Annotated in this window: 17 protein-coding genes and 1 tRNA gene; 9 read left to right on the top strand and 9 right to left on the bottom strand. The window is 54.3% G+C overall.

Annotated features, from left to right (window positions below; all coding sequences use genetic code 11):
• Positions 1-51: 51 nt before the first annotated feature.
• Entirely contained in the window at positions 52-834 is a 783-nt protein-coding gene (locus IXC47_RS06230; RefSeq protein ID WP_175626742.1) for a GntR family transcriptional regulator, read from the bottom strand.
• A gap of 301 nt (positions 835-1,135) precedes the next feature.
• Between IXC47_RS06230 and IXC47_RS06225 the strand changes: the two genes are divergently transcribed.
• The 5 genes from IXC47_RS06225 (at position 1,136) to IXC47_RS06205 (ending at position 8,028) form a co-directional block, all read left to right on the top strand.
• Positions 1,136-2,125 (top strand): malate dehydrogenase, encoded by a 990-nt coding sequence (locus IXC47_RS06225; protein ID WP_012079360.1) that lies wholly within the window; start codon positions 1,136-1,138, stop codon positions 2,123-2,125.
• A gap of 79 nt (positions 2,126-2,204) precedes the next feature.
• Positions 2,205-3,176 carry an HpcH/HpaI aldolase/citrate lyase family protein gene (locus tag IXC47_RS06220; RefSeq protein WP_195875022.1) on the top strand — a complete coding sequence of 324 codons (972 nt, stop codon included), beginning with the start codon at positions 2,205-2,207 and terminating at the stop codon, positions 3,174-3,176.
• Between the two features lie 61 nt (positions 3,177-3,237).
• Positions 3,238-3,741 carry a hypothetical protein gene (locus tag IXC47_RS06215; RefSeq protein ID WP_175626740.1) on the top strand — a complete coding sequence of 168 codons (504 nt, stop codon included), beginning with the start codon at positions 3,238-3,240 and terminating at the stop codon, positions 3,739-3,741.
• A gap of 104 nt (positions 3,742-3,845) precedes the next feature.
• On the top strand, positions 3,846-6,569 hold the full coding sequence (acnA, locus tag IXC47_RS06210; protein ID WP_195875021.1) for an aconitate hydratase AcnA: 2,724 nt from the start codon (positions 3,846-3,848) through the stop codon (positions 6,567-6,569).
• Positions 6,570-6,777: 208 nt separating this feature from the next.
• Positions 6,778-8,028, top strand: coding sequence for a DUF2863 family protein (locus IXC47_RS06205; RefSeq protein ID WP_195875020.1), 1,251 nt, complete (start codon positions 6,778-6,780; stop codon positions 8,026-8,028).
• Positions 8,029-8,036: 8 nt separating this feature from the next.
• Here the strand turns inward: IXC47_RS06205 and IXC47_RS06200 are convergent, their stop codons facing one another.
• The 4 genes from IXC47_RS06200 to modA form a co-directional block, all read right to left on the bottom strand.
• Positions 8,037-8,501 (bottom strand): CYTH domain-containing protein, encoded by a 465-nt coding sequence (locus tag IXC47_RS06200; RefSeq protein ID WP_195875019.1) that lies wholly within the window; start codon positions 8,499-8,501, stop codon positions 8,037-8,039.
• On the bottom strand, positions 8,498-9,631 hold the full coding sequence (locus tag IXC47_RS06195; protein WP_195875018.1) for a M14 family metallopeptidase: 1,134 nt from the start codon (positions 9,629-9,631) through the stop codon (positions 8,498-8,500). The genes IXC47_RS06200 and IXC47_RS06195 overlap by 4 nt, the downstream gene beginning before the upstream one ends.
• Before the next feature lie 31 nt (positions 9,632-9,662).
• A complete protein-coding gene (locus tag IXC47_RS06190) occupies positions 9,663-10,127 on the bottom strand; it encodes a nitrate reductase associated protein (RefSeq protein ID WP_175626735.1) in 465 nt (154 codons plus the stop codon).
• A 71-nt stretch (positions 10,128-10,198) separates the two neighbouring features.
• Entirely contained in the window at positions 10,199-10,957 is a 759-nt protein-coding gene (modA, locus tag IXC47_RS06185) for a molybdate ABC transporter substrate-binding protein (protein WP_195875017.1), read from the bottom strand.
• Between the two features lie 445 nt (positions 10,958-11,402).
• Between modA and IXC47_RS06180 the strand changes: the two genes are divergently transcribed.
• From IXC47_RS06180 to IXC47_RS06165, 4 genes are all read left to right on the top strand, one after another.
• Positions 11,403-13,100, top strand: coding sequence for a methyl-accepting chemotaxis protein (locus tag IXC47_RS06180; protein ID WP_195875016.1), 1,698 nt, complete (start codon positions 11,403-11,405; stop codon positions 13,098-13,100).
• Between the two features lie 79 nt (positions 13,101-13,179).
• Positions 13,180-13,256 (top strand) — tRNA-Pro (locus IXC47_RS06175).
• A gap of 90 nt (positions 13,257-13,346) precedes the next feature.
• Positions 13,347-13,661 (top strand): hypothetical protein, encoded by a 315-nt coding sequence (locus tag IXC47_RS06170; RefSeq protein WP_195875015.1) that lies wholly within the window; start codon positions 13,347-13,349, stop codon positions 13,659-13,661.
• A gap of 2 nt (positions 13,662-13,663) precedes the next feature.
• On the top strand, positions 13,664-14,356 hold the full coding sequence (locus IXC47_RS06165; RefSeq protein ID WP_195875014.1) for an SOS response-associated peptidase: 693 nt from the start codon (positions 13,664-13,666) through the stop codon (positions 14,354-14,356).
• On the opposite strand, the gene IXC47_RS06160 is transcribed toward IXC47_RS06165, so the two are convergent.
• The 4 genes from IXC47_RS06160 to IXC47_RS06145 are packed head-to-tail and all read right to left on the bottom strand — an operon-like array spanning position 14,337 to position 16,103.
• Entirely contained in the window at positions 14,337-14,861 is a 525-nt protein-coding gene (locus IXC47_RS06160; RefSeq protein ID WP_195875013.1) for a hypothetical protein, read from the bottom strand. The two genes, IXC47_RS06165 and IXC47_RS06160, sit on opposite strands and share 20 nt — an antisense overlap.
• Before the next feature lie 8 nt (positions 14,862-14,869).
• The gene (locus IXC47_RS06155; protein ID WP_195875012.1) at positions 14,870-15,385 is read right to left on the bottom strand and encodes a glycoside hydrolase family 108 protein; all 516 of its coding nucleotides are present in this window, start codon (positions 15,383-15,385) and stop codon (positions 14,870-14,872) included.
• Complete coding sequence (locus IXC47_RS06150) at positions 15,382-15,717, bottom strand: hypothetical protein (RefSeq protein ID WP_195875011.1); 336 nt, start codon at positions 15,715-15,717, stop codon at positions 15,382-15,384. Before IXC47_RS06150 ends, IXC47_RS06155 begins: the two co-directional genes overlap by 4 nt.
• Positions 15,714-16,103, bottom strand: coding sequence for a hypothetical protein (locus tag IXC47_RS06145; protein ID WP_195875010.1), 390 nt, complete (start codon positions 16,101-16,103; stop codon positions 15,714-15,716). The genes IXC47_RS06150 and IXC47_RS06145 overlap by 4 nt, the downstream gene beginning before the upstream one ends.

Genomic DNA, 16,103 nt, shown 5'->3' with positions numbered 1-16,103 from the left:
CTTGCTTATTTAATAATACGGGCTTGCTGGTTTATTGAATTAGCTGCAACTTTAGTTCAAATCGTTACGGTAATGATGATTGTTTGTCACGTAGTAAGAGCGCCTTACTTCGACCGGTTTATCACCATATGTAAATGAAACGCGGGTCACGCTGAGCAACGGTGTATTCAACGGCAACTGCAATAAATCCGCCGTTACCTGATCCGCCACCACCGCCTTGATATTCTCGACAGCTCTTATCATCTGGGTGCCAAATTCAGTCTCCAGCAGCGCGTACATCGGACCTTTGTACTGCAGCACACGCTCCACCGACAATCCTTTGAAGATAGTCCCTGGCAACCACAGTTCTTCCAGGATGGTAGGCGCATTATCAAAAGACTGCATGCGCTTGAGGAAGACCACGGAATCACCGGTTTTGATGTCGAGCTGACGTGCGATATCAGCCGGCGCACGCAGGCGCTTGGCATCAATAATCGTGTTATCTGGATAAAGCGGCTCGCCGACATCCGGCTTCAGGCGAAGGAAGCGGAATTGCGCGCGCGCCTCATGGTGCGTCGCAACAAAAGTACCCTTCCCCTGACGTCGAACCACCAGGTTTTCGGCGGAAAGTTCGTCGATAGCCTTGCGTACGGTGCCCTGGCTGACCTTGAAGCGATTTGCCAGCTCGACTTCGCTGGGGATCAATTCGCCGGGACGCCACTCACCGGATTGCAGGCTACGGGTAATAAGAGCCTTGATTTGCTGATACAGCGGACTGAAAGTGGGCGAAGGTGTCGCACCGCCAGCAGTAGCGGCTGCATTATTGTTAGGCAAGGTAGTTGGCGCTGAACTCATAGGACGGATTTCACCACAAAGCAGCCCCGCCGTCCAGCAAAACTTGAAAATAACATGTCTTATATAAGACATAAGATATATATTGACAGCCAAACTTGCCAAGCCTAAACTCGTGGGCAATACAGCTGAGCACAAATTTTACCAACAGAAAGTTGCGGTAAATATTGAGCTTAAGTTGAGCTTATGTTGATCATAAGCGCTTTGACCCCGCTGACTTATCGGGTATTCAACTGTATCATTGCGCCACGCGGAATAAATTCCCAATACCTGACCTCACTCATCACTACCTTGGAGATTCAACATGGCTAAAGCCCCAATGCGTGTCGCCGTTACCGGCGCCGCCGGCCAGATCGGCTATTCCCTTCTGTTCCGCATCGCTAACGGCGATTTGCTGGGTAAAGACCAGCCAGTTATTTTGCAATTGCTGGAAATCGCTGATGAAAAAGCACAAAAAGCGCTGAAAGGCGTGATCATGGAAATCGACGATTGCGCGTTTCCACTGTTGGCAGGTGTCACCGCACACAGCGACCCGATGACCGCATTCAAAGACGCAGATGTTGCCTTGCTGGTTGGCGCACGTCCACGCGGCCCAGGCATGGAACGTAAAGACCTGCTGGAAGCCAATGCACAGATTTTCACGGTACAAGGTAAAGCGCTGGATGCAGTTGCATCGCGCAACGTCAAAGTACTGGTCGTCGGCAACCCAGCCAACACCAATGCGTACATCGCAATGAAATCGGCCCCTAACCTGCCAGCCAAAAACTTCACCGCCATGCTGCGCCTGGATCACAACCGTGCCCTGTCGCAAATCGCAGCGAAGATCAGCAAGCCAGTTACCTCGATCGAAAAACTGACGGTCTGGGGCAATCACTCGCCTACCATGTACCCTGACTATCGTTTCGCAACAGCTGATGGCAAATCGGTTAAAGAAGCGATCAACGACGAAGTCTGGAACAAAGACGTATTCCTGCCTACAGTCGGCAAACGCGGCGCAGCCATCATCGACGCACGCGGCGTATCGTCGGCAGCTTCGGCAGCCAACGCAGCGATCGACCACGTCCGTGACTGGGTGCTCGGCACCAACGGCAAATGGGTCACCATGGGTATCCCTTCCGATGGTTCGTACGGCATTCCGAAAGACACCATTTTCGGTTTCCCTGTCACCGTTGAAAACGGCGAATACAAAATCGTTCAAGGCCTGGAAATCGATGCATTCTCGCAAGAGCGCATCAACCTGACCCTGAAAGAATTGCTCGAAGAACGCGAAGGTGTGAAACATCTCCTAGGCTAATGCGCGCATCGATGGGCAGGCAGACCTGCCCATCTCCTTCGTAGCAAGTCCGACCAAGATCGACAATTACGCAACATACATGCATCCTTCAGAAGTCCTATTTCAAGGCAAATGCCCACCGGTTTCCATACCGGCATGCGATCACTATGCCGGTTCCGAGAAATTGATGCGTAAATCGCTGGCGCTGCAGCAAGAGCTCGGCCCGGTTTTTGATATTACGTTTGACTGTGAAGATGGTGCTGCGCATGGCAATGAAACAGCACATGCGCATCTGCTCGGCACACTCGTCGCCGGCGAAGAAAACCTGTTTGCCCGCATCGGCGCCCGTGTGCACGATGTCAGCAGCGAATTTTTTGCGCAGGATATAGAAATCATCCTGCAACACGCCGCACAAAAACTGGCTTACCTGGTCGTCCCCAAAGTTGAAAGCGTCGCCGATGTGGAGAACGCAATTGCGCTCATCAATCGTCACGCCCATCAGCATGGGCGCGAACAATTGCCGGTACACGTATTAATAGAAACGCATGGCGCATTGGCAGACGCATTTGCCATCGCTGCCCTGCCCCAGGTCGAATGCTTGTCGTTCGGCGTGATGGATTTCGTTTCTGACCATTACGGCGCGATACCCGGTAATGCCATGCGTTCCCCGGGACAGTTCACGCATCCTTTATTAGTACGCGCCAAGCTGGAAATTGCGGCCGCCTGCCACGCCCACGGCAAGGTGCCTTCGCATAACGTCACGACTGAAATCAATGACACCTCAGTCGTCGCCAGTGATGCGCATCGCGCTGCGGCGGAATTTGGTTATACGCGGATGTGGAGCATACATCCGAACCAGATCAAACCGATATTGAAATCATTTGCACCACGTCTGTCCGAAGTCAATGAAGCGGCAGAAATCCTGGCGCAAGCCCATGCTATTCAATGGGGCCCGATACAACATAATGGCAAGCTGCATGATCGCGCCAGTTATCGCTATTACTGGACCATCCTGCAACGTGCCCAGGCCAGCGGTTTAACGCTGCCTGCAGTCGCACATACAATTTTATGAATACCCGTTTGCCCGCATCAAACCTGATGTGGGTGAGTTAAAAATTTTTGGAGAATATCGAATGAAAAAATTGCTCTGCGCATTCCTTCTGATCGGCATGTCTTCCGCAATCGCTCCGGCGTTTGCACAATCGGCTGCCGGCAACAAGGAAGCGGCAAAAAAGCCAGCCGCCAAGGTAACCAAAAAAGCACCAGCCAAAGCAGCCGCTGCTGCAACCCCGGCCGCTGCCGCAGCAGCCGGTGAAGACGAACAGGAAGATCTGGGCGAAGCCAATATCGAAGGCTCGACCGTGACCCATTACAACTGTGAACTGGGCAATAAGATCACGACCTACAACAACGTCGGTGACGACAAGTACATGGCGATCCGCTGGCAAAACAAAGTGCATCGCCTCGGTCGCATCGGTACCAGCACCGGTGCCAACCGTTTTGAAAACCGTAAAGCAGGCCTGGTCTGGATCAACATCCCATCGAAAGCGATGTTGCTCGACTCCCGTAAAGGCCAGCAGCTGGCGAATGAATGCCGCAACCCTGAACAAGCCAAAGCACTCGCTGCCAAAGGCTAAGGGATAGGAATTAAAGGAAGTAAAACGATGCCGCAAGCCGCCGCCGAAATCTGACGGCATCGGGTAGTAAATAATGCCTCGGTTATTTGTATTAAGGAGAAATCATGTCGCGTAACACATTGAATACGCTTAAGGAATTCAATATCACAGCCTCCAAGAAAGGCGAATTCTATTCCTTGCCTGCTCTGGGCAAAAAACTCGGCGTGAATGTTTCCCGTTTGCCGGTTTCCATCCGTATCGTGCTGGAATCGGTGCTGCGCAATTGCGACGGCAAAAAAGTAACTGAAGAACACATCCGCCAACTGGCCAACTGGTCGCCTAACGCCAGCCGCACCGATGAAATTCCTTTCGTCGTGGCACGCGTGGTGCTACAAGACTTCACCGGCGTACCGCTGCTGGCTGATCTGGCCGCCATGCGTGGCGTTGCTGAAAAGATGGGCAAGAACCCAAAGAACATCGAACCACTGGTGCCGGTAGACCTGGTCGTCGATCACTCCATCCAGATCGATCACTTCCGTCAAAAAAATGCACTCGACCTCAACATGAAACTGGAATTCCAGCGCAATAACGAGCGCTACCAGTTCATGAAATGGGGCATGCAGGCATTCGACACCTTTGGCGTCGTGCCACCAGGCTTCGGTATCGTGCACCAGGTCAACCTGGAATACCTGGCGCGTGGCGTACATCAAAAAGATAGCGTCTACTACCCTGACACCCTGGTCGGTACCGATTCGCACACCACCATGATTAACGGCATCGGCGTAGTTGGCTGGGGCGTAGGCGGTATCGAAGCGGAAGCCGGCATGCTGGGTCAACCGGTCTACTTCCTGACACCAGATGTGGTCGGCGTGAACCTGACCGGCCAACTGCGTGAAGGCGTCACCGCTACCGATCTGGTACTGACCATCACCGAAATGCTGCGCAAGGAAAAAGTCGTCGGCAAGTTTGTCGAATTCTTCGGTGAAGGCACCGCCTCGCTGTCACTGACCGATCGCGCCACCATCGCCAACATGGCACCGGAATACGGCGCGACCATGGGCTTCTTCCCGGTCGACGATGCAACCATCGATTACTTCAAAGGTACCGGCCGTACCAAGGCAGAAATCGACGCCTTTGAAAACTACTTCAAGGCACAAGGCCTGTACGGCATTCCTAAGTCCGGCGAAATCGACTACACCCACGTCGTCGCGCTGGATCTCGGTTCGGTTGCACCTTCGCTCGCAGGTCCTAAGCGTCCGCAAGACCGTATCGAAATCGGTAACGTCAAACACAACTTCGCAGAACTGTTTGCCAAACCTGTTTCGGAAAACGGCTTCAACAAAAAGATCGAAGACCTGGATGCGACCTACACCAACAGCGACGGCGTCAAAGTCAAAAACGGCGACGTGCTGATCGCTGCGATTACTTCATGCACCAACACTTCCAACCCTAGCGTCTTGCTGACCGCAGGCTTGCTCGCGAAGAAAGCCGTTGAAGCTGGCCTGAAAGTATCGCCACATATCAAAACTTCGCTGGCCCCTGGCTCGCGCGTTGTGACCGAGTACCTGGAAGCAGCAGGCTTGCTGCCCTACCTGGAAAAACTCGGCTTCGGCGTCACCGCCTACGGCTGCACCACCTGTATCGGTAATGCCGGCGACCTGACACCAGCGATGAACGAAGCGATCGTGCAGCACGATATCGTCGCCTCGGCCGTCCTGTCTGGTAACCGTAACTTTGAAGCGCGTATCCACCCGAACATCCGCTCCAACTTCCTCGCCTCGCCACCACTGGTCGTCGCTTACGCGATTGCCGGTAACATGACACGCGACCTGATGACCGAGCCTGTCGGCCGCGGCAAAGGTGCTGATGGCAAAACCCGTGACATCTACCTGGGTGACATCTGGCCGAGCAGCCAGGAAGTGGCCAAGCTGATGAAGTTTGCGATGAATGCGAAGACCTTCAAGGACAACTACGCACAAGTCAAAACCGCACCAGGCAAGCTGTGGGAGCAAATCAAGGGCGTGGCTGAAGGTCAGGTCTACGATTGGCCAACCTCGACCTATATCGCGGAACCACCGTTCTTCAGCGACTTCGCGATGGAGCCGAAAGCAGCAGCGACCGGTATCACCGCAGCACGTGCACTCGGCGTGTTTGGTGATTCGATCACGACTGATCACATCTCGCCTGCAGGCGCGATCAAGGACAGCAGCCCGGCTGGTAAATACCTGAGCGAAAAAGGCGTGATGAAATCCGATTTCAACTCCTACGGTTCACGTCGCGGCAATCACGAAATCATGATGCGCGGCACCTTCGCCAACGTGCGTATCAAAAACCTGATGATCCCGGCCAAACCGGACGGTTCGCGTGTTGAAGGCGGCGTTACCCTGTTCCAGCCTAGCGGCGAACAAATGTCGATCTACGATGCAGCAATGCGCTACGTTGCAGAAGGCACACCAACCATGGTCTTCGCTGGTGAAGAGTACGGTACCGGTTCGTCGCGTGACTGGGCAGCCAAAGGCACGCAATTGCTGGGCGTCAAGGCAGTGATCGCACGTTCGTACGAACGTATCCACCGTTCCAACCTGGTCGGCATGGGCGTCTTGCCTCTGCAATTCCTCGGCGATGACAGCGTCACCACGCTCGGCATCACCGGCGATGAAACCTTCGACCTGAAAGGCCTGGAAGGCAATCTGCGTCCGCAACAGGAAGTGACCCTGGTCATCCACCGCGCGAATGGCGAAAGCCGTGACGTCAAAGTACTGCTGCGTATCGATACTCCTATCGAAGTTGATTACTACAAGCACGGTGGCATCCTGCCATTCGTCTTGCGTCAATTGCTGGCCGCGTAATGCCTGTTGTTTCCGTTCAGTGATGAATGGAAACAACATCTGCAAAAAAGCCGCATGCTTGCATGCGGCTTTTTTTATGCCGTACGCATACGAAAGCGTGCCAGCCACCATCAACTCATAAGAATCAGCATACTTTCCCTGCACAAACGTGCGGTGTCAGCGTAATCCACTACAATACCTTCATCGCCCTACTTCAGATTGTCCTGACATGCGTCGTCCGAATAAAAATACCAGTCACAAACTATCCGCCGACAGCCAGCGCCTGGCGACGCTCGCCCAGGCGCTTATACAGGCGGCCAGCCGTCTGGAAGAACGCAACTGGGAGCGCCAGCTGGATGTCGTGCTGCGCAAACTGCTGAAGAATGATCATCAAGACACTATCGATGCCGCACTCGATCATTTATTCAAACAGGAATCGGATGCTTACGATGGCCTGATGGAATGCGTGGAAGCCGCCAGCGAATCCTGCCAAGTCGAACACGAAGGTGTGCTCCACGATGCCTTGCTGGTCGCCATGCCGATACTTGCCTGGACACGTTTCTCGATTGCATCGGGAGCGATACCAGCCGAGATGGCCGCGACCCTATCAGCACACTTCCAGGCGCATATACTGGCCCCGAATACAAAGATGGTGATGGCCTCTGCCCTATTCTCTATCGATCAGCTGCCGCGCACGCATGCAGAAACCTTTGCCTTCACGCATCGCATGGCGCAATCTGCGCTGAAAGACGTCACGCTCAAACCACCAGGCCAGGCACCAGAAACGGCGCCCTTCCTGGCTGACACACGTTACCTGCTGGCCGTAGTTACTGCAGTTGCAGGTGAGCCGCTGTTCCGCTGGCAAGTATCGACCAATCCGAATGAACGCGATAATGCACTGACGCAATGGAGTGCGCAGGCGTTACCGAATATTGCGCACCTGCTGCCGGGTTGCGGCATCGAATTGCTGTTACCGGAAGCCTACTTTGTTGCCTGCCGCGAAGGCGACAAACAAATCCGCCCCGCTTCGATACGCGCTGCCGTGCATTACCTGACGCATACACTGAATGTCGAAGCATCCGAATTGCAAGCCATCATAGGCAGCTTTGGCGAGGAATCGACCGATGGCCGGGTTGATGAATATCGCATCAGCTTTACCCGTCTTAATGACACGGATGTGGTGTATGGCACGGTATGGCCGCTGTACGGTGAAGAAGACGATGCAGAGCTGGAATATCGCAGCGTCGAGGTACCAAGCGATCCTGTGATCTCGGCCGACGTCGAGCGTAAATCACCGATAGAGGAAATCCTCGCCCTGCTGGAAGAATGCGGCATCGTGAATGTGAAGCGTCATCTCGAATGCTTCCCTATGGAATTCTGCGATGACTGCGGCACGCCGCTGTATCCGGACATGAATGCCGAACTGGTACATGCAGAAATGCCGGAAGATGCGCCGGTGGGATCGACCCACCTGCACTGAGCCCTACCTCACCAGGCGGTAAAGGGATGGCGTAGCAAATTGGCGTTGAAGTAACGTGCATCATCTGTCACTTCGACGCCGACCCAGTCCGGTTTGGCAAACACCTGGTTTTCGCTTTCCAGTTCGATCTCTGCCACCACCAGCCCCTGGTTCTCACCGAAGAATTCATCCACCTCCCACACCATACCTTGGTGCACGATACGGGTACGGTTTTTCTCTATCAATGGGCGCTCACACAGGCCATTCAGCAATTCATCCGCTTCGGCCAGCGGGATTTCGTACTCCCACTCACCACGCGTGATGCCAGTCACACGCCCCTTGATGGTCAGCGTTGCAGTCTGATCTTCTATCCGCACGCGCACTACGCGATCGCGCTGCGAAGACAAATAACCCTGGCGTATAGCCTGCGGTGATCCCAGCTTCTTCCAAGTGTCACCCAGCACCAGGAATTTGCGTTCTATCTCCAGGCTCATCGTGCACTCCGTTCCAGATGATGCAGGATGGGTTGCAGCATTTCCTGCCCCAGCTTGGCACTGCGCGCGCCATTCCAGCCCAGCTTGGGCTCCGGACTATGCGCGTTATCCTTGAATGGCATTTCCAGTGTCAGCGAAACGCATTTGAAGGTATGGCCTATGTATTTGGAAGCCAGCTTCAGCATATCGGCCCGATACTTACCGGCGGCATAACCAAACTCGGTCTGGAAGTCTTCGCTGGCACGCAGGAATTGCTCTATGAAACGCTGCTGTTCATCTGCCTGTTGCTGGGAGAATCCTTCCAGCATTTCGCTGCCTGCAACGAAGACATAGGGCAAGCCTTCGTCGCCATGGATATCGAGGAAGAGATCGCAGCCGGTCTCGTGTATCTTGTTTTTGACATGCCAGACTTCCGGGCTGCTTTGCAGCGATGGCGTCATCCATTCACGATTCAGGTTGGCGCCTGCAGCATTGGTGCGCAGGTTGCCCAGGTAGGCGCCATCCGGATTCATATTCGGCACGATGTAAAAGACCGCATGCCTGAGCAGCTTCTGCACCAGAGGATTTGTGGACTCCAGCAACGCATCTATCATGCCTTCGGCGAACCACTCAGCCATGCTCTCACCCGGATGCTGGCGCGCAATCACCCACACTTTTTTCTGTGCAGCCGGATCGCCAATGACCACCACATTCAAATCGCGCCCTTGCACTGTATTGCCCAGATCCTGCACCTGCGCGCTGGCGGACATTTGCGCACGCGCCAGCAAATCCAGATGGCGCTCCCATGAGTAAGGCTCGAAGTAGGCGTAATACACACTGTCGTACTGTGGCGTATGCGCTATCGTCATCACTTTGCCGTCGTACGAAGTCGGTACGCGAAACCAATGCTTTCTGTCGTAGCTGGCGACTGTCTGGTAGTTCTGCCAGCCATCCGGATAAGTCGCTTCCGACGCATTCAGGATGCGCATGCTGCAGCGTTCACCACGTACACCTTGCAAGCGGAAGTAAAACCATTGCGCGATATCGGCGTGGCTATCTTTGCGCAAATTCAGCTCTATCGCGGCAGCGCTCTCTGCGCGCACTACCTCTATCGCACCGGCATCGAAGTTCGTACTAATTTTGATCGTCATCACGCTATCCTGTTTGTTTGCTGCTGCCAACTCACACCAGTCCGAACTCTTTCAGTGCGGGCAGCAAATTGGCATTCTTGTGTCCCGAACGCGTCAGCTTGGTCAGCGCAAAGCGCTGTAAATCATTCAAGCCTGTCCATTGTTCATGCGCAGGCACAGGCAGTGACAATTCAGCCAATCCCTGCGCTACCACATCCGGCACTGCGCTTAAGTCAGCCCATACAGGCGACGGATCGATCTCTACCGTTTCTATCACCGCATCCGGATTATCCGCGTGCACTGCCAGCAAGGCTGCGAGTCGCTCACGATAAGCCTGCTGCTCTGCAGGCGATACACATGGCAAGGCGACCAGCTCTTCGCGCTCATCACGGCTGAGTGTAATCCACGCGGTCAGGGAAATGCGGATACCGCAAGTATCCAGATTGAAACGCATGATCATAGGAATGCGACGCAAGGGATAGCGTCCATCCTGTTCAAATTCGAAAAGCCCCTGCATGATTAAACGACTTCATTCATAACAAATTTATCTGCCCGCCATGTTGCGGGTCGTATTCTGTTTCCTGTCTTTCAGCACGAACCGAAGCCATGCTTCTTCAGTATGGCCTGGCCCGCAGCCGACAATACAAAGTGCACGAAGCGTTGCCCCTGCTCGGATTGCTTGCCTGCGGCGATTCCATAGGCGCTGCGTACGTTCAGCTCATCCGGGATAGCGATCACCTGCAGCTGCGGCAACACTATGCGCGTCGAAATCGCATTCGTGCAGTACATGATATATGCATCTGCCTTATCTGCTTCAAATGCAGTGATATAAGGCAGGCGCTCATCTGCTGCGGGAATATGCGCTCCCGATAGCCTGATCGCTTTTGCATTCATGGCTGCATAAAACCCGGCTTGCCGCTTGTCTGCATTGCGAAAGAACTGCCAGGTATAGTCGCCCATCGGATCGCTCACCGGGGTCGAGGTCGCTATACGCACCGCCGGATCAGCCAGCAGCGCCAGCAAATCATCGCCATGCAAATCCAGATCAGGCCGCGCCAGCACACATAAATCATTGTGCGTGAACAGTGTAGATGTACCGAGCAGATTCTGCTGCGCCAGCGCTTCGGTATGTCCCACCGAAGCCGAAGCAAACACATCTGCCTGCACACCTGCTTCTATTTCCTGCCTCAGCTTGCCTGACGGTCCATACTGCGTATGAAATGCAGTGCCACCCTGCTGCTGATAGGCCGCCATGATTTCCTCCATGGCACCACGCAGGCTCCCGGCCGCAAATAATCGTGGTACCTGGCTCGCAGCTGAAATAAGTCGGGTCGCCGGAAAGGTCATGATTTACAGACAATCACAGAAAGACAGACATAGTACGCAGCATTGCCGGCATTACCAATATGAGCGCTGCTGCATATATCTGCATGACGTCCGCTCTGGCCGCACCTTGCAGCGATTAACAAGTGTGTACTTCCGGCGCAGCTGTCGCCAGCCTTCAATTTCTTCATTTGGACACCATCCAGTATGTAGTCATGTTTCCATTTTTACATTAACCGGGAAATTGAAATGTGACTTTTCGTGTCTTCGGCTATTTCCCGCCTCCGCATAAGCTGCGCGTAAGCAAGCGTGAGTAAGATCAAATCACACGAATTAAACTTACTGCATGCAGCCACCGCCCGGTGGTCACATAGCAGCATCAAAACTTGTTGTTTTCTTATGTTCTGTCTGCACGTGCCACCTTCAACTAAATCAAGGCACGGCAGATTATCTGCGTGGAGACCGCGATATGTTCAGGAACAAAAGTTTTCCCCTATGGTTGCAACAAAGTACCCTGCTGTTAGTCGCAATTGCATTTGGCAGCGGCCTGGCCTACGTCGCCGCACATCTAAGCACACAGCTAAGCAATGAAATACTCGGCCTGCCCTGGCTGCTGCTGATCGCATCATTACTGAGTACCAGTTTGCTGCTCGTGCTGCGCCCAGGTGGTGGCAGCAAGCATACCGATTTTGGCAACAAGGTAGGCGGTGAGATCGATCACATCATGATAGGTGCAGCCGAAACTTCGTTCTTCGTCGACTCCATCAAAAACAAAATCGCACAGGATGTGCAGGCAGCAAATGCCATCGTTGCCGGTTCCGAGCAAAATGCCAGCACCACCGAGCAAATCGCCGCAAATGCAGAGCGCGCATCCAGTATCGCGGCTGAAGTACGTACCGAAAGCGTCGCCGGACGTACGGAAGTCAACCAGGGTCTGGAGCAAATCAGCAAGGCGCGCGACGATGCGCAAACCGCGTCGGAAATGATGCGCGTGTTGCAGGAAAAATCACGGCGCATACATGGCATCACTGAAGTTATCAGTGAAATCGCCGCACGCACCAACCTGCTCGCATTAAATGCAGCGATCGAAGCAGCGCGCGCCGGTGAGCACGGTCGCGGCTTTGCCGTGGTAGCGGGTGAAGTACGACAACTAGCGCAGCGTACCAAGGAAGCTACCGATGATATCGGCTCCATGGTGACAGCCATTAACGTGGAAGCCGAACGCGCAGCTGGTGGCATGCAGGCACTCAGCAGCAAGGTGATGGAAGCATCACAAAACGTGGAGCGTGTGCATGGCTTTCTCAGCAATATAGAACGCGCTGCCAGCACTTCGGAAGAAGAGATACAGCAAATCGCGCACGCCTCACGCGAACATGTAGAGACCACGCACAAAATCGCCGCAGCCATCCTCAAGATACGCGACGGCATGCTGGAAACGGATACCGAGTTGCCACGCGTCGCTGCTTCCGCTATGGCCTTATCGGAACGCGCTGAAATCGTCTACGACGCGATCGCCGAAAGCGGTGCCGCGACGCAGCACGATCAAATTCGCATGGTCGCCAGTACGGCAGCTCAACAAATTGGCAAGCTCTTTGAGCAAGCAATCGCGAACGGCAGCATCACTGAAGCCGCCCTGTTTGATCGCCAGTACCGGCTCTTACCGAATACATCGCCGCCCAAACACAGCACGCAATTCGACGCCTACACTGATCGGGTATTACCCGATATACAGGAGCCGATACTGGACGCGATGCCACAACTGGCCTACGCAGGTGCAGTCGATGACAATGGCTACTTCCCTACCCATAACAAAAAATTCTCCAAGCCGCTGACCGGCGACTATGATGTCGACCTGGTGAATAATCGCACCAAGCGCATCTTCACCGATCGCACCGGCAAGCGCTGCGGCTCGAATACCAAACCATTTTTATTGCAGACCTATAAACGCGACACCGGTGAAGTCATGCATGACTTATCGGTGCCGATTTATGTACACGGTAAGCATTGGGGCGGCTTCCGGATAGGTTACCGATCGAGTTCAGCGGAGGTGGCTCCGGTTGCACAAACACGTGCGCCATCGGCAGTCAGCCAGGCCCCATCACGCACGCCCAAGCAGATCGCAGGTACGCCTGCAAAAATTAGGCGCGTATCGACAAAATTATCCTGAGCACCGACTTGCCGCAGATGAATTTCAGACTCGCAGATGGCGAAAACACATCACGGCTCTGGTATAATTTTTCGCTCGTCGGGGCGTAGCGCAGCCTGGTAGCGTACTTGCATGGGGTGCAAGGGGTCGTGTGTTCGAATCACACCGTCCCGACCAATAAAATCAAAGACTTACGCACATAACTGTATGTGCGCACAGCGCTGTATATTAGACACTGTCTAATATTATTGTGTCGGGGTTCCCGTCATGCGATCTCAAAGCCTTTTCAAACCGCCGCTCACACTTGAGCAAATCAAAGCCATTCAGGACCGTCATCCAGACGATCCGGACGTCCGGGCTTTGCTTTGGGAAATCCGGCGTTTATTCTCCATTGTTGCCCGAGCCGACCAGCTTGCACGATCTCTACCGGGTGAAATGGGCTCGGTCGGCATGATCGTTGGTGCTCTCAAAGAACAGATTGCCAACGAACCAAGTCTGGAAAATAGCCGGAGATTGAGCGCCGAAATGGAAGCCGATCGCAAAGGCGTAAGCGGATACAAGCACCCCAGCGAAAAGGAGTAGCCATGTGTGGACGAATATCCCAGGCGCGTGACCTAATGGACTATGCCGAAAGCATCGGCATGCCACCGGACGCAATATTCGACATCATGCCCCCGCCCCGCCGGTTTAACGTGGCACCAGGCTCCAAGGTGCTGGGCATACACATGCTGGACGGCGAACACTATACGGCAGAGCCAATGCGCTGGGGATACCACAGCGGCTGGGCAAAGTCGGAAGGCAGACCGGCTGACATCAACGCCACCATAGAAAAGGCGCTGGGGCGCTATTGGAAATCACTCTGGATGCATGGCCGCATGATCGTGCCGGCCGACGGCTGGTATGAGTGGACGGGCGAGAAACCGAACAAGCAGCCTTGGTTCATTCGGCCAAAGGATCAAGCCCCGATGTTTATTGCAGCGGTATCCAACTGGAAACCGGATCCAGCAGAGCGCGCGGAAGATGCGGGCTTTGCGATCGTCACATCGGCATCGATGGGCGGCATGGTCGACGTGCACGACAGACGCCCGATCGTGCTGACGGCAAGGGACGCTATGGAATGGGTGGATATGTCGAATTCGGCAGAGTACGCCGAGAACCTTGCAAGAACGGCGGCGCTGCCGTCAGATGCGTTTGAGTGGTACCAGGTAACCAAGGCCGTCGGCAGCTACAGGAACGACGGCCCGGAGATGGTGAAGCCTATTTCGTCAGATTCTTGATGGTGTCGTCTTTTGACAATGAGCTGCGGCTCGATCCGAACTCAAACTGGTGAGCGTCGCGTAGACACAGGCCAAAGATTGACGCGATGGTCGAGATCAAGCCGACCGTTTCACCTGGAATAGCATCACGGAACAGGCACAACACCACCAGGCAGGCGATTAAGCCGATTACATCTAATGCCACCATGATGTCAGCACGGACGTTCTTACGTCCCAGCTTGGCCAGTTCGACATCCCGCGATCTGGCGCTTTCCCGATCAGCCAAATATGCCTTTTCCAGATCGGCTTCGCTATTCAGTACAGCCGTTTGAAACTGCAGGACAAGACCTGGGTCAACCTGCAGGGCTTTAATCACTTCCTCGGGATCTGTCTTGCCGGTCACCGTCTTGGCAATGTCCACAACTTGGCCAGCGACGGTACCAGCTGTATCGCTCCCGGTTAAATACTTGATGATGCCAGGCGCGAACTGGGCAGCGAGTGATAGTGCAATGGTGAGCGGATCCATGATTTCCCCTATGAGTCGTCGGCAGCGTAGTCGAGATTCCCAGCTACCCGGTTTGTCCAGCCCTTCCCGAATGTCGGCCACGTCGACAATGATGTGTAATGGCGAAGGCGTTGCGCGTTGAAGCGCATGAGTACGTCAGTTACAGACATAGCCTTCACAGCGGCGATTGTCATAGGGCCAATCTTCCCGTCGTCTGCCACCTTGACGGCGCGTTGCAGTGCACGTTTTGCGTTGCCCATGCCAGCATTAACTGCGAAGTCCCAAAGTTGGAAGATGATCGCGCCGTCAATTTCATCGGCCCCGACTTTCAGCCACCAGTCGCGCTTATAAATCGCCTTGGCTGTCGCGAGTGTGAGGTTTGCTATGTCCAGATCAGGATATGTGTTTGCAGCAATACCGAACTTCGTACCCTTGAGGATGCCGACACCAGGCTTACCGCCGGTCCAGTTCCCCGGATCTTTAGGATCGTTGCTGAATCCGGCCTCATGTCCTATCAGCCGGTCGAATGCCTGGTCAAAGTTCATTTGTGCAAATACTCCTTTGTTGCAAACAAGACGGCACCGCCCAACGCCAGCAATGTCGCCCAGACGCCGCGCTCTATCAGCTTGGCGCGCATGTCATTCCAGAACTTTTCGCGAGCTTCGGCCTTGCGAATCAACGCCTCATGAAATCGTCGGTGTCCATCGGGGTCGCCGTCCGGAAATCCAGCCAGTACGCGATCGACCTTCTCATTTAAGACTGTCATTTGGTTCACGCTTTCGGTATGCCGATGATCAAGGGTGCGTTGCAGGCCATTGAGCGAACGCAGTATTGGATCCGATGCACGACGTTCGCCCGGTTGGTCGGTTGATCTCATGCGTCGATTCCTGCGGCGGCAATAAACAGCTGATCAAGATCATCGCCACTCAAGTCGAGCAATGGCGCAAGGGCTTGAATGGTCGGGCTGGTGCGCTTGAATTCCAGTGCGTCAGTCCATGCCAGTCGTGCCAGTGGATCAACCTGGTCGGAAACCATGAACGCTTCCACTTCTTCCAGCATGTTTTTAAATCCGTCATGCAGGCTTGGCGTATTCAGCAGCGCAGCACGAGCCTGAAAGCGGGTCACGGTCTGCTGGATGACAATCGGATTGCGATACGCAATCACTTTCGGATCGCTATCGTTGAGAAATTCCTCTGCATATCCAGGCTGTGGAAACTCAAATAGACCGACCACTTTTCCTGCATGTCGTTGAACATACGGCAT

It is taken from the genome of Herminiimonas contaminans, from assembly GCF_015645465.1.
Lineage (GTDB): Bacteria > Pseudomonadota > Gammaproteobacteria > Burkholderiales > Burkholderiaceae_D > Oxalicibacterium > Oxalicibacterium contaminans.
Note: the sequence above shows the minus strand (reverse complement) of the source record. Positions and strands in the feature narration are given on the sequence as shown.

Coding starts and splice junctions, on each gene's coding strand:
- IXC47_RS06190 (WP_175626735.1), bottom strand. CDS start 10,127: ATGCAGGGGCTTTTCGAATTTGAACAGGATGGACGCTATCCCTTGCGT.
- IXC47_RS06145 (WP_195875010.1), bottom strand. CDS start 16,103: ATGCCGTATGTTCAACGACATGCAGGAAAAGTGGTCGGTCTATTTGAG.
- modA (WP_195875017.1), bottom strand. CDS start 10,957: ATGACCTTTCCGGCGACCCGACTTATTTCAGCTGCGAGCCAGGTACCA.
- IXC47_RS06225 (WP_012079360.1), top strand. CDS start 1,136: ATGGCTAAAGCCCCAATGCGTGTCGCCGTTACCGGCGCCGCCGGCCAG.
- IXC47_RS06170 (WP_195875015.1), top strand. CDS start 13,347: ATGCGATCTCAAAGCCTTTTCAAACCGCCGCTCACACTTGAGCAAATC.
- IXC47_RS06230 (WP_175626742.1), bottom strand. CDS start 834: ATGAGTTCAGCGCCAACTACCTTGCCTAACAATAATGCAGCCGCTACT.
- IXC47_RS06205 (WP_195875020.1), top strand. CDS start 6,778: ATGCGTCGTCCGAATAAAAATACCAGTCACAAACTATCCGCCGACAGC.
- IXC47_RS06200 (WP_195875019.1), bottom strand. CDS start 8,501: ATGAGCCTGGAGATAGAACGCAAATTCCTGGTGCTGGGTGACACTTGG.
- IXC47_RS06220 (WP_195875022.1), top strand. CDS start 2,205: ATGCATCCTTCAGAAGTCCTATTTCAAGGCAAATGCCCACCGGTTTCC.
- acnA (WP_195875021.1), top strand. CDS start 3,846: ATGTCGCGTAACACATTGAATACGCTTAAGGAATTCAATATCACAGCC.
- IXC47_RS06165 (WP_195875014.1), top strand. CDS start 13,664: ATGTGTGGACGAATATCCCAGGCGCGTGACCTAATGGACTATGCCGAA.
- IXC47_RS06150 (WP_195875011.1), bottom strand. CDS start 15,717: ATGAGATCAACCGACCAACCGGGCGAACGTCGTGCATCGGATCCAATA.
- IXC47_RS06195 (WP_195875018.1), bottom strand. CDS start 9,631: ATGACGATCAAAATTAGTACGAACTTCGATGCCGGTGCGATAGAGGTA.
- IXC47_RS06215 (WP_175626740.1), top strand. CDS start 3,238: ATGAAAAAATTGCTCTGCGCATTCCTTCTGATCGGCATGTCTTCCGCA.
- IXC47_RS06160 (WP_195875013.1), bottom strand. CDS start 14,861: ATGGATCCGCTCACCATTGCACTATCACTCGCTGCCCAGTTCGCGCCT.
- IXC47_RS06155 (WP_195875012.1), bottom strand. CDS start 15,385: ATGAACTTTGACCAGGCATTCGACCGGCTGATAGGACATGAGGCCGGA.
- IXC47_RS06180 (WP_195875016.1), top strand. CDS start 11,403: ATGTTCAGGAACAAAAGTTTTCCCCTATGGTTGCAACAAAGTACCCTG.